The organism is Mesorhizobium sp. M2A.F.Ca.ET.042.01.1.1 (assembly GCF_003997405.1).
Classification (GTDB): Bacteria; Pseudomonadota; Alphaproteobacteria; order Rhizobiales; family Rhizobiaceae; genus Mesorhizobium.
The window spans coordinates 1-12,741 of record NZ_RZRX01000193.1; the positions used below are offsets into that span (position 1 = coordinate 1).

A 12,741-nucleotide genomic window follows, 5' to 3' on the forward strand; every position below is an offset into this window, starting at 1 on the left:
GTCCTGGGGGCTGGCACGACCGTGATCCTGCGAGTGCCGGCATCACGGTCGGAACTTGACGCCGGACAAACCGATCAAGGCTGAGGGCTTGCAAATGGAGCACGAAGGCCACGCCCGTCCAGCCTCAGGCCGATGGTAAGCGGGCTGCGAGGGCGCCACGAGCCGGATCCGCTCGATGTCGCGATGTTTGACCTTCGCCGCAATCGCGCGCCAGACATAAAGTTCCGTGGGCGCGTCCGTGGGAAGCAATCCTTCCTATCCTGAACTAGGTATCTCGCTCCGTAGGATGGTCATCGCTTCCTGCCCTCTTGCGAGGCCCCGGTGTCCAAAAGGCGTCGGAGCGGATGTCGCGAAAGACCGTCTGAATGGTCTTTATCAGGGCAGATCTCGAGCTCGCGTGTCGCTGTTCCGGAGCGCCGCTTTCGCCTAAAGCAGACATGCCGGTCGCCAGCACCGCCGCGAGATCTTCGGCCATTTCGGGCCGGGCGAGCAGCAAGGGAGCGAAGCTTTTCTGGTCAATTTCGTAGACCACGACATGGGTCAACGCTCGCAATGTCGACGTCTCGCCGATGCCGGCCAGCAGCCCTGTCTCACCGAAGAAGTCGCCGGGCGCGAGACGACCGACATCCTGCATGCGGGCATCGCCCTCGCCCAGTTGCCGGACGACGATACCGGCTCGAACGATCATGAGCGACGGCAGCATCTCTCCCTGTCGTGCGATGATGTCGCCCTTTCGGTAGGTGCGAACCGAGGTCGTCGCGGCAAGGGCCTCCTGCTCGTCGTTCGTCAGCGCCGAAAAAATCGGTAAGGCCCTTATAAGGTCAATCGGGGTGACGCTGGGCGGCCTCGCCGTCTCTTCAGTCGGCAGGTTGCTCACGGCGATCGACGAGGGAGGTGCCGCAAGCAGCAGGCCTGTGGACTTGGCGTGGCGGTAGACAAGATCGAAGACTTCATTACGCGCGGCTATTCGTCGGCCAAAATTCTCGACATGCACAAGTAGATCGATCTCGATCGCCACGGCATTCAAATCCCGAATAACAACTATGGGCGGCGGTTCCTTCAAGATGGAGTTGCAGCTCAGCAAGGCTGTACGCATCACCTCCACCACGATGGCAGGCATTTTTGTCGGTGCGATTCTTATGGTGAAAGCAATTCCATGGCTGTCGTCTGGCCTGCTCACATTGGTCAACCCAAGCTTGGCCAGAAAACTATTCGGAAGTGCAACGACGTTGTGTGCCCAGGTGAGCACCTGGGTCGACCTCCAACTGGTTTCTACGACCCGGCCTTCGGTGCCGTCACTCAAAACGATCCAGTCCCCCAGCGCATAGGGGCGGCCGAGGTTTAGTGCGATGCCCGAAAATACATCGCTCAACGTGTTCTGCAGGGCTAGGCCCAGGACGATGGCAAAGACACCTGAGGTGGCGATCAGGGTTCCGACCGGCACGCCAAAGACAAAAGCGAGGACCGACAGCAGCATTCCGACATAGACGACGCCAACGACGAGATCCTGCAGGAGCCTTGCCTCGCGTGGCTTCCCCTCGAAGACGAGAAAAATGCGGACGAAACCGATCAACGCCCACGCAAGATGAACCCACCAGAGCGCTTTCGCCACACCGAAAAGTATCGCTCGGGCCGTTGTCTCTCCGCTCCGGGTTATCTCGTACGGGACGACGGCACCGTCCAGAAGGAGAACCGACATTGCAAGGAAGAAGGCAATCTGAACGACCAGCCTTGTATTGGGGCGACTCCGCGGAATGACGTTCCAGACAACAATTCCGGCGACGCCCACCAGAGCCATGTAGAGAGGGGGAGCGATCCACCAGTCCATGACAAATCCCGTTCGGTGAAAAACCTCAACCAATGCTTCTAGTCCTGAACGCAACGAGGCCGCCCTAGGCCGTGCGCTGGCTCACATGACAGGTGGCACCGTCCGACCTTCTCGAGCAGAGCCGGTGGCCACCTTTGTTATCCTCAAGGACCGCCCCGGTAATCGAGTGAGGCAGGCGCTGCGGCCTCACGTCACCTCTGGCTCTTGGGTCCATCGTATGGTCATCGGCCAAGACTCCTTGACCAGCTGCCTTCCGCTACAGGGGAGTGAATTTACTCGCGGTCCGATGATCTCTGGGAGAGATGGACATTCTGACCCCGTGGCGTGTGTAAACTCGCTGAGCCTTCGCGTGATCAGACTGGGCAGCGCTGCCGCTGCGCCTTGCTCGAGGCGCCGCCATGTCGACGCCGCAGAGCCTCAGGACGATGTGCAGTGCCTTCGAAAGAGCTGGACGCGGTGTCATTTCCTAACCTCCATTTCCGTCGCGTTAGAGAGATCCAACCATGCCGGGCTTTGCGAGGTGCAGGCCATCGTGCCGAGGAAGCATGCGGTCCATACCTTGGTCCATTGTTCCCGCAATGAAGGGCTGGGACAGACGGTAGAAATCGCGATAAGGCCGGCGCGTGCCATCGATGGTAACTGCCGGCTCGATTTGGCAGCAGTTCGATTTTTGTGCCTGGAGAATGTCGGTTACACAATTTCGAATGCACGGCGCGGAGCCCTATATGCCTAGGCTTCTTCTACCGTTTCGCCGCTCGCTCTGAAGGAAAGACCGAGCGGTCCTTCTGCTGCTTCGGTCTAGCGCCCCGAAATACCCTGTCCGTATTTGTCGTTAGGCGTGACCAGCTGTCGAACCGTTTGACTGGCGTCATGTTTCGCATGTCCATCCGTCATCGAGGAGGTATGCGACCTATCGGGAGGAGTCGCCTTTTCTGACCCGTAGTGATCGCTGCCGGCAAGTGCGGTTCCGGCAGAAACAACAAGAGACGCGGCAGCAAGTGCGATGAGCTTCATTATTCTTCTCCAATGTTTGACACTGCGCCAGAGTGATACGGAACGGGTTGTATCCAGACGATTAGACGACTGAATGGTTGGATACATACGGAAGTATCGGAAGCACTGGCCAAAGACCGGGGAATGACATCGCGGTTGATCGGCTTCTTGCGCGAAAACAGGGCTATGCCTTCGGAGCTAAGCCTGTTGCCGTTTGGTCCGACAGAGCCGGCGAAGCATTGACCGTGGCCAGCATCTCGTGGCTAGCCGGTGTCGGCGCGCGTGCCGCACGTGCAGCCTGGTGAATCTCCCACGTAGGAAACCATAGACCAAGGTATCGAATGATTGCGCCTTGGGCGCGATGGCTAGCACCCCTGGAAACTTGACATGTTGGTCTCGAGGCAATGCCGCGGAGTTTTTCAGCACTTGCATCGCACCGACGTGCCGCCAACGCGGATCAGCCTGGTGTCTCATCGACCGCTGGCAAGGGGGGCCGGATAAACGTGATTGGTGCGATCGGAGTGCTCGCGGGCATGGATGTCTTGCTTGCCGATTTGTGGGAAGGCCTCATGATTCGACGATTGGGAGCCAGGAATCTGGCGCGCCCGGCACGACGTCTCGGAGCTCTGACCGCGATGTTTGTCCTGATTGCCGGGCCGCTCGTCTTTGGCATCGCCCTCTTGTTGGCTGGTCCGGTACAGGCGCAGGGGACGGCGACCGTCCCGCCTGAAAAGGTCAAACAGCTATTCGATCTGCTCGACGATCCGTCGGTGAAAGGCTGGATGGCCGAACAACGAAATCAGGACACCGGTTCAATGGCAGCCCCTGCCGCGGCAGGAGCTTCACCCGCCGCCGCATCGTCCGACGCCGTGGCCGCACCAGGCCGGATGATTACGATGGCGTCCTCGACGCTCGATCGGATCAAGCATCATATCGAAGGAATCGTGCGCACCTTGCCCTCACTGCCAGACCAGTTCGCGCGCGTTCGGGCAGCGATCATGGAGGATATGTCCAGCAGGGGATCTGCCGGCGTGTTTTTGCTGATTGCGCTCTTCATCGCCGTCGGCCTGGCGCTCACCCGGGCAACCTACAAGCTCACCCGTCCATTTCGCCTTTGGATTATCGCGCAGCCGAAGGACACGCCAATCGGGCGGGCCAAGAAGATTGGCGGCCGCACGCTATATTCCAGCCTGCTGATCGTCTCGTTCGCGCTGGGCAGCGCCGGCGCGTTCATGCTGTTCGACTGGCCAATGCTCATCCGTGAGATCGTGCTGACATTTCTGATGGCGGCAGTCTTCACATGGAGTGTGCGCCTGTACGTTTTGGTTGTGCTCGTCCCTTCCTTCAGGAAGATCGAGTACGCCGATGAGGTTCGCGCCTTGCCGATCACCAACGAAACGGCCGACCATTGGTCCTATTGGCTGCCTCGGATCGTCGGCGTCTTCGCCTTCTTCGCCGCGACGTTTATCCTCTTGCCGGGTCTCGGCATCGATCAGGACGGAATGGTGGTCCTGTCGCTGTGCGCCGATTTCGTGCTGCTGCTGCTTTTTCTGATTGCCGTCTGGCGCCGGCCAAGAACACAGCGAGAGAGTGCGCATCACCACACGGAAGCGACATGGTTGTTGACTGTCTATTTCGTCGCTCTGTTCCTGGAGCGCATCGCCGGCTTGTATACGTGGTTCTGGTTTACCCTGGCCGCGTTCGTCCTGCCTTTTGCAATCGTGCTGACGCAGCGCGGGGTCAATTTCGTCCTGCGGCCGGGTTCCGAAGAGGCTGGCCGGCCTACGATCCCGGCGGTCACGATCGCTGTCATCGATCGCGCAGTGCGGATGATCTTGATCCTGGCGGCGGCTTACCTTCTTGCGCGTGCCTGGGGTCTGGACATGCAGTCGATGCAGGACAGCAACACGACGACCACTCTCATATTGCGCGGCTTGATCAATGTCGTTGTCATTGCGCTTGCCGCCGATTTCGGCTGGTCGATCATCAAGGCCTTGATCGAGAGAAAGCTGGGCATCGAAGCGCAGCACGCGCTGATCGACGCCGAGGAGGCACCGATCGTCGATCCGCAGCAGGCGCGGCTGCGCACGCTCTTGCCCATCATCCAAAACATTCTGCTGGCAGTGATCATCGTCATGGCGGTGCTGATGATGCTCGCCTCGGTCGGTATCCAGATCGGTCCCCTGATCGCCGGCGCCGGCGTCGTTGGCGTCGCTGTGGGTTTTGGGGCGCAAACCCTGGTCAAGGACGTGATCTCAGGCGTGTTCTATCTGCTCGACGATGCATTTCGTGTCGGCGAATACATTTCATCGGGCAGCTACAGGGGTACGGTGGAGAGCTTTTCGCTGCGCTCCGTAAAGCTGCGCCACCATCGTGGCCCGCTGTTCACAATACCGTTCGGTGAACTCGGAGCCGTCCAGAACCAGAGCCGTGACTGGGTTACCGACAAATTCAACATCACCGTCGGCTATGACACCGACATCGAGTTCGCTCGCAAGCTGATCAAGCGGATAGGCCTCGAACTGGCGGAAGATCCCGAATTCAAAAACTGGGTGATCGAACCGATCAAGATGCAGGGCGTACAGGAGTTCGGTGAGTATGGCATCGTATTGAGGGTCAAGGTCACAACCAGACCGGGAGGTGCCTTCGCGATGAAGGGGAGATTCTTTTTACGCCTCCGCCAGGCCTTCAAGGAGCAGGGCATCGAACTCCCATTCCCGACCGTTCACGTCGAGGGACTGCAGAGCCCACATGGGGCAGAGAATGCGCCTGTGGAGATCACACCCGAGTTGAAACTGGCCGTCGCGCAGTCGCACACCAACCGGCGTAGGAAAAAAGCCGGCACAACGGAGTAGGAAAGCTGTGGTGCCTGCCGACTGTCAACCGGTTCCGCTCGCCCGGAAAATCCAGGATTTGCGTTTAAGCATCGCAATTAAGAGCGTCGCTCTCGAGCCAAAATCGGACTCGGGCCAGCTAGCAGCCGCTCAAGACGTCTGCTTTGGGAACAGGCAAAGCCAATCCGCACGACAGAGACTCGGCGCTTCGCGGCCCCACCGAGACGGTAGACCCGCATCCAGTCAGACCTCCGTCGCCTCGGCTAGCTCGAGGGCATCTTCTACGTCGACTCCGAGATACCGACTGTGTTCTCGATCTTGGTGTGGCCCAGCAAAATCTGGACCGCGCGCAGGTTACCGGTCGCCTTGTAGATGATGGACGCTTGGTCCGTCGCAGCGAATGCGTCCCGTATTCCTGAGGTCGAAGTCCGATTGCCACGACCCACTCGTCCACGAGGCGGGCATACTGCCTCGTGCTCATGTGACGCTTTGGGTCGATTCGGCTCGGGAACGCATAGTCGTCGACGGTGCCACCACGCCGTTCCAGCCATGCGAGAAGGCTGTAACGCGCATCGCTCATCAACTCGAACTGCGCCGGTCGCCCTGTCTTCTGTTGCACGACGATCGCGCGGGTCCGAATTTCCGACCCGACAACCAAGGTGCCGGTCTTGATCTTGACTAGGTCGCAGCCGCGCAACTTGCTGTCGATTGCGAGATCGAAGAGGGCTCGATCGCGCACTCGCCGCTGTCGATCGAGAAAAAACCGGATCGCCCATATCTGCCGAGGTTTCAGCGGCCGTTTCGTTCCGACCTTCTTACCCGCGTTCCACGCGCGACGATCGAGAGCGTTGGCGTCATAGTGAGAATGTCCCATTTCGTTTCTCCTTCGGCCGTGATTGGCCACCGGAGGAACGGCAAGGTTTTTGCTCGGTTGGTTGGGGGGCGATTGCCGACTGTCCGCTTCTGACTGAGATGCTGAGAGAGAGCCGACATTCAGCAAACGACCCCATCTCTGCCGTTCATGGCCGGAGGCAAGGACGCTGAAAGCGGACCTTGCAGCTTACTGGTATCTTGGATCATATCTGTCGCAAGTTTCGGGAAATTTGCGAATCCTTCAGCTGCCCGCACGCCGCCGCTGATAACTCGGATTCCGACTGCGATCTTTATGGTTTCGCGAGGTGGTTCCTGTACCAGTGTGCGCTGTGTCGATCCCGACGCCCTCGCCGCCGTCTTCGGCCTAGGCTATATCATGAACCGAAGCCCGGCCTTGGCAATTGCTTTCGGGGCCATGCCATAAAGGGGGCAGTCGGATGACCAAGAGAGCGAAGATCATCTCCTACGCCGTGGTTCTGGTGGTTCTCGCCTTCTCCAGCTGGCGGCTCATATTGCTTGTCACGACCGGCCAATGGAAAGGCAGGTTCACTAGCTGGAGGACATGCGAGGCCTTTTGGTGCTATTCGACTGGCATTTTGCTCCGGGCGGGCTCGGTCGCGTTCTGTCTCTTTGTGCTCTACCTGCTGCGCCACCATGAGAAATACGTTGCGAAGCTCTATCACCAATACCGTGAATTCAAAGAAACCTTCGACAAGCATTCGGAGCGCGGACGCCGCCGCTAGGCGAACCGGGAAAGCGTTGAGCTACTGAAGACTGCTTCTTCTTTAACCAATCCGAAATCGGCCGTTCCGCTTTCCACCCATCTCAGCCATTGACCGCGCCCAGTGGTACGGCAGCTTATAAGACATAAGCGTCTGGCCCTTGAACGTCCGAAAGTGAGGCGCGAAGCAGCCGCTGGCCGCTCGCACGCTACAGCGCCTGTTAATGGCGCGCGCGCGGCTTCCGCCAAGCTCATTCCTATGAACTGAATTCAGGGCGCGCTTCCAACGTCCTCCTGCATTAGGCCGTTCTCCCGCAGAATACGCGCGGAATGCTCACGCATGGCCATGGGTCCGACAACCTTATCAACTTCTCTATTCGTCAGGCTCAGACTTCGATCTCTGCGGGTCAGCTGAGGGTCGTTTCAGCAGTTCTGCGACATTCACATCCAGCACTTCAGCCAGTCGGTCAACGACGTCGATACTCGCGTTGTACACGTTGCGTTCCAAAGCGCTGATATAGGTGCGATCGATCCCAGCCCGGTGCGCAAGCTCTTCCTGTGACAGGCCTCTAGCCCGCCGCAGAGCTCTTAGGTTTTGCGCGAACGCTTCTCGGATCTCCATGAATCCGACACCAGCGCCTTGCAGAGTATTTCACCACGGAGTATTCTCTACAAATCACATTCGGAAGGCCGGCTTCTCATGGGTTTTGGAACCACTGAGCGAAGCTTGCCGCACGGAAGGAGACCATGCTGTGGCAGCGAAAAAGCCGAATGTTCTCGCCGCAAGCCGCAACGACCCGGAACTGCAACCGGCGGCCCCACGCGATCCCGCGCTTCTGCTTCTGAGCGATTGGCAAATGGCTCGGTACGTCTCCATGCTTCTATGTCGCGTGCAACAGCGGCTGGAGAGCCGCATGCTGGTCAATCCCGGAATTCAGGTGTTGGCCGCAGATTCACGGACGCGAGTTCAAGAGCGAACGGCGCGCACCCAGGGCGGTCCTCGGGAGTATGCGGTTGCGCGCGAGGCTGAGGTCTTTGCGATGACCGATGCCCTCAAGTTCCAGGATTCTGTCCCTGAAGTCGCGGCTACGTCGCTTCTCGGCGCCATCGCCAAGTTGGAAATGATCGTCGGCGCTGATCGAGATATTGGTGATCCTACCGACTTCCCCTGGCCGCACATAGCTTCGGTGCTGCGTGACTTAAAGGCGGTCGCGGGAGACTTGCCGGTTGGTCGCCCGAGCCGGGAAAGGACGCGGAGCGATGTTGCCAGGCATTGGGAGTCCGCAGTCAAGCTGGTCGCTGCGCTAAAGGAGGAAGACGCGGCGGAATGCCGTGGAGATGTAGTAGTCTTGTGACCCGCCCCCTCACCAATTGTTGCCTGCAGCCCGACCCTTGACGATTGAGAGACGAAAACCGCACGGCACAAGTCATTGCACGCTGTGGCCCTACGACATGAACTCCGTGCTTTCCTTCGCCGTCAGATAGCCTCTGATGGCAGGTCGATCCACCATTGGGAGCGACCGCCATGTCAGAGGAAACCCGCACCGGGCCACAGGCTTTGGTTGCGGCGAATGACAACGGCGACCTCGTCAGCCTCGAGGGTCGCCCTGACAACGTGGCGGCGGCCAAGCTGGATCGGGTGGTACTGGACATCGCCCGACTGATCGGCCGACGCATGGCACGGGAGGCATTCGAGGCGGGAGACGTGGCCAATGACAATCGGCCGGGCCGCCAAGAGGGAAAGGGCAGGGGGCCGGATGAAAAACCCCTTGGGAACAAGAGAGAGGATCCGCCGCCATGACCCGTGTCGCACTCTATGCTCGCTATTCCTCCGACAGCCAGAGGGATGCCTCCATCGAGGACCAGTTGAGGCTGTGCCGCGAGCAGACGGCGCGTGAGGGCTGGAGCGTTGCGGGAACCTATGAGGATGCGGCGATCTCCGGCGCCAGCACCGTGCTGCGGCCGGGCATCCAGCAATTGGTACGCGACGCCCAGCGCGGCCGCTTCGAGGTGGTGCTGGCCGAAGCGCTCGACCGCATTAGCCGTGACCAGGCAGATGTCGCCAGCCTCTTCAAGCATCTCAAATTCGCCGGCGTGACAATCGTCACCTTGGCCGAGGGCGAGATCAGCGAGCTGCATGTCGGCCTCAAGGGCACGATGAATGCCCTGTTCCTCAAGGACCTTGCCCTCAAGACCCATCGTGGTCTGCGGGGAAGGGTGGAGAAGGGCAAGGCCGGGGGTGGGCTGTGCTACGGCTACCGCGTGCTGAAGAAACTCGATGCCGCAGGCGAGCCCGTCCGGGGCGACCGCACGATCGTGCCGGAGGAAGCGACCATCGTGCGCCGCATCTTCCTCGAGTTCGCCGCCGGCAAGAGCCCGAAGGCGATCGCCGTAGACCTCAATAAGGAAGGCGTTCCTGGTCCACTCGGCCGACACTGGGGCGATACCAGCGTGCGCGGCCATGTCATCCGGGGTACCGGCGTCATCAACAACGAACTCTATACCGGCGTGCTGGTTTGGAACCGCCTGCACTTCGTCAAGGATCCCGCCACCGGCAAGCGTGTCTCCCGGGCCAATCCGCCAGCCAAATGGATCCGCTCCGTGGTGCCGCATCTCAGGATCGTCGAGGACGAATTGTGGCAGGCCGTGAAGGAGAGACAGCAATCCATCGCCAGGCAGTTCGAGGTGGTGGCGATCGCCACGCGCAAGGCCCGGGCCAGGAAGCTGCACACGATGAAGCGGCCGGTCTCCCTCCTCTCCGGCTTGCTCACCTGCGGCTGTTGCGGCGGCCGCTATGGCCTGTTCACGCGAGACCGCTATGCCTGCCTCAACCACCAGCGCCGGGGCATCTGCGACAATGGCCGCACCATCACCCGCGAGAAGATCGAGCAGCGAGTCCTCGCAGGCCTGAAGGAAAGGCTGGTCTCGGCCGACGCCGTGGCCGAGGCGATCAGAGCGTATGCCCAGGAGACCAACCGCATCAACCAGGAGCGTCGGGTGCAATCCGAACAGGCCCGCAAGGCACTCGACAAGATCGAGCGCGCCATCGCAGGCATCATGGATGCGATCGAGGATGGCCTGTACCAACCTTCGATGAAGGCGAGAATGGAAGACCTGGAAAGGCAGAAGGCGGAGATCACCGCGCGTCTGGCAGACGCGCCCACTGACGTGCCCGACCTGCATCCCAACATCGCCACTCTCTACCGCAAGCGGGTCGAGCAACTCACGCAAGCGCTCGCCGACCACGAGGACGGACGTCCAGCCGCCGAGGCGCTGCGTTCGTTGATCGGACAAATCGTGCTCACGCCCGGCGACAAGCGTGGCGAGGTTCATGCCGAGCTGCGCGGCGAGCTGTTCGGCATCCTCGAACTCGCCAGACCCTATCCAAATGACCAGTCCGACGATGTTATGACAAAAGGGGCATCGGGTCCCCGCAACCAAAACCAAAACAGCCCGGCTCAATCCGGGCTGTTGTTGTATCCGGCAGACGGCGGCCGGCTGATTTGAACCGTCATCAGGGGGCACGCAAGCAGGCAAAGCCGACCCCGCGGGACAGAAAAGCAAAATCCTGTCCCCGCAACCAAACCAAAACAGCCCGCGAAAGCGGGCTTTGTTTTTTGCCCTGCGCTTCTTTCCAACTCGACTCGGCGGAGCTTTGCAGCGATGGTCGCTCGAAGCCCGCGCGCCATATATGTTCGCTCGCGGCGCGAGGCATGAGGAGAGAAAAATGCGGCAGGCGCTGATCGTTTGGGGCGGCTGGGAGGGCCATGAGCCCGAAGCCGGCGCCCGTGTCGTCAAGGCGATGCTCGAGGAGGAAGGCTTTGACGTGCGCGTCGAGAACACGACCGCGGCCTTCGCCGACCCGGCGATCGCCGAGCTCAGCCTGATCGTGCCGATCTACACGATGTCCAAGCTCACCAAGGCGGAAGAAGCCAACCTGACGAAAGCGGTCGAGAACGGCGTCGGCCTCGGCGGCTATCATGGCGGCATGGGCGACGCGTTTCGCGAATCGCCCGAATACCAGTTCGTGTGCGGTGGGCAATGGGTCGCGCATCCCGGCAACATCATCGACTATCACGTGAACGTGGTACGGCGCGATGATCCGATCATGCAGGGCATTGGGGATTTTCCCTACCGCTCCGAGCAATATTACATGCATGTCGACCCCTCGAACGAAGTGCTGGCGACGACAACCTTCTCCGGCGAACATGCGCCGTGGATCGACGGTGTCGTCATGCCGGTGGTGTGGAAGCGCAGGCACGGCAAGGGGCGGGTGTTCTATTCGTCGCTCGGTCACGCAGCGTCGGAATTCCAGGTGCCGCAGATGCACACCATCCTGCGCCGCGGGCTGGTGTGGGCCGCCCGCTGAGGCGGCGAGCCGGCTAAAGCGCGCGGCGTTCTTGATCGGCATTTCGACTGCTGCCCGATTCGGGGAGCTCGGTCCCCAACCGAATCGCCAGGGATGAAGCGCGCCCGAATCAATCAGAACTGTCAATTTTTGCTATCTATTGCTATAACCGCTGCTTGACCCCATATTTCTGCGGGAGGTTCCCTATGCCGAATTTTGCCTTGAACGAGCACTATGAGCGCTTCATCAGGAAGCAGCTCGAATCGGGCCGCTACAACAATGCCAGCGAGGTTGTCCGCGCCGGCCTGCGCATGCTCGAGGATTTCGAGGCGGAGCGGGAGAAGTGGCTGCGCGAGGAAATCCCGGCGCGCATGGCCGAGCTCCAGCGGGATCCGGCGAAGGGAATCCCCGCCGAAACGGTGTTTTCCCGGCTGGAGGCCCGACATCGCGCGCGGCAGGCGAAAGCCAAGTAGGAGATGGAATACCGGATTGTCTTCCATGCGAAAGGAAGCCGAACTCGAACAGCTCTATGACGACATAGCCGAGCGCGGGTCGCCGGCGGTTGCCTGGAATTTTGTGCCGGCATCCGCGATCATTGCCTTGGCCTGTCGACATTTCCACAGCGCGGCACCGAGCGGGTGGAGATCATGCCGGGGCTGCGGATCATCGGCTATCGCCGTGCGGGTCAGTATCGTTTTCGCTGTCGACGGCGAGTGCGTGCTGATTCTGGGCATCTTCTACGCAGGCCGGAACATCACGCCCGAATTGCTCGAGGAACGGCTCTAAACCGGCCTTCAGTCAGGCGCCGCAGTCGGCATCCGGCTAAGTGATGCGGGCGATTTCCGGGTTGAACGCATCCGCTCGGCAGAGCGGTTATGGCCGCTATCGCCGGAGCGACCGGCAACGCATCTCCGGCCAAAATTCAACCAAGCCAGCTTACCATTTTTCCCTTCGTGGATATCTCGACGAGAAATCGAAAAAAGAGCGATCTTGGCTGTTGACAGTTCGATCGGGTGGCGACTATATACGCCCCACGAACGAGGGCGGTGCGCCGCTGGCGACGAAGAAGTTCGCTTCTAAATCTGCCCTCAAGCGAAATTCAAGAGAGCCGCGTGAGCGACACTCGGAGGGCCCCGGCGGCGAG

Annotated in this window: 11 protein-coding genes and 2 pseudogenes; 9 read left to right on the plus strand and 4 right to left on the minus strand. The window is 60.3% G+C overall.

The window, feature by feature from the left end; all coding sequences use genetic code 11:
- Positions 1–265: 265 nt before the first annotated feature.
- Both EOA23_RS24545 and EOA23_RS24550 read right to left on the minus strand, forming a co-directional pair.
- Positions 266–1,828 (minus strand): mechanosensitive ion channel family protein, encoded by a 1,563-nt coding sequence (locus EOA23_RS24545; RefSeq protein WP_127306052.1) that lies wholly within the window; start codon positions 1,826–1,828, stop codon positions 266–268.
- A 798-nt stretch (positions 1,829–2,626) separates the two neighbouring features.
- A complete protein-coding gene (locus EOA23_RS24550) occupies positions 2,627–2,842 on the minus strand; it encodes a hypothetical protein (RefSeq protein WP_127306053.1) in 216 nt (71 codons plus the stop codon).
- 512 nt (positions 2,843–3,354) lie between these two features.
- On the opposite strand from EOA23_RS24550, the gene EOA23_RS24555 reads away from it, so the two are divergent.
- Entirely contained in the window at positions 3,355–5,676 is a 2,322-nt protein-coding gene (locus EOA23_RS24555; protein WP_245474335.1) for a mechanosensitive ion channel domain-containing protein, read from the plus strand.
- Positions 5,677–5,898: 222 nt separating this feature from the next.
- On the opposite strand, the pseudogene EOA23_RS24560 reads toward EOA23_RS24555, so the two are convergent.
- A pseudogene (locus EOA23_RS24560) lies at positions 5,899–6,529 on the minus strand (tyrosine-type recombinase/integrase).
- A 436-nt stretch (positions 6,530–6,965) separates the two neighbouring features.
- Between EOA23_RS24560 and EOA23_RS24565 the strand changes: the two are divergent.
- On the plus strand, positions 6,966–7,271 hold the full coding sequence (locus tag EOA23_RS24565; protein WP_127306054.1) for a hypothetical protein: 306 nt from the start codon (positions 6,966–6,968) through the stop codon (positions 7,269–7,271).
- Between the two features lie 351 nt (positions 7,272–7,622).
- Here EOA23_RS24565 and EOA23_RS24570 read toward each other — a convergent pair whose 3' ends face one another.
- On the minus strand, positions 7,623–7,871 hold the full coding sequence (locus EOA23_RS24570; protein WP_127306055.1) for a helix-turn-helix transcriptional regulator: 249 nt from the start codon (positions 7,869–7,871) through the stop codon (positions 7,623–7,625).
- Positions 7,872–8,001: 130 nt separating this feature from the next.
- Here EOA23_RS24570 and EOA23_RS24575 point away from each other — a divergent pair, with 130 nt between their 5' ends.
- The 7 genes and pseudogenes from EOA23_RS24575 to EOA23_RS36105 form a co-directional block, all read left to right on the plus strand.
- Positions 8,002–8,604 carry a hypothetical protein gene (locus EOA23_RS24575; protein ID WP_245474336.1) on the plus strand — a complete coding sequence of 201 codons (603 nt, stop codon included), beginning with the start codon at positions 8,002–8,004 and terminating at the stop codon, positions 8,602–8,604.
- Positions 8,605–8,774: 170 nt separating this feature from the next.
- The gene (locus tag EOA23_RS24580; RefSeq protein ID WP_127306056.1) at positions 8,775–9,050 is read left to right on the plus strand and encodes a hypothetical protein; all 276 of its coding nucleotides are present in this window, start codon (positions 8,775–8,777) and stop codon (positions 9,048–9,050) included.
- Positions 9,047–10,756, plus strand: a complete 1,710-nt coding sequence (locus EOA23_RS24585) for a recombinase family protein (protein WP_127306057.1) — start codon at positions 9,047–9,049, stop codon at positions 10,754–10,756. The genes EOA23_RS24580 and EOA23_RS24585 overlap by 4 nt, the downstream gene beginning before the upstream one ends.
- A gap of 220 nt (positions 10,757–10,976) precedes the next feature.
- Complete coding sequence (locus EOA23_RS24590; RefSeq protein WP_127306058.1) at positions 10,977–11,618, plus strand: ThuA domain-containing protein; 642 nt, start codon at positions 10,977–10,979, stop codon at positions 11,616–11,618.
- A gap of 185 nt (positions 11,619–11,803) precedes the next feature.
- Positions 11,804–12,070, plus strand: coding sequence for a type II toxin-antitoxin system ParD family antitoxin (locus EOA23_RS24595; RefSeq protein ID WP_127306059.1), 267 nt, complete (start codon positions 11,804–11,806; stop codon positions 12,068–12,070).
- A 25-nt stretch (positions 12,071–12,095) separates the two neighbouring features.
- Positions 12,096–12,383 (plus strand): type II toxin-antitoxin system RelE/ParE family toxin, encoded by a 288-nt coding sequence (locus EOA23_RS24600; protein ID WP_348628579.1) that lies wholly within the window; start codon positions 12,096–12,098, stop codon positions 12,381–12,383.
- A 43-nt stretch (positions 12,384–12,426) separates the two neighbouring features.
- Positions 12,427–12,741, plus strand: a pseudogene (locus EOA23_RS36105) (hypothetical protein); the annotation flags it as partial.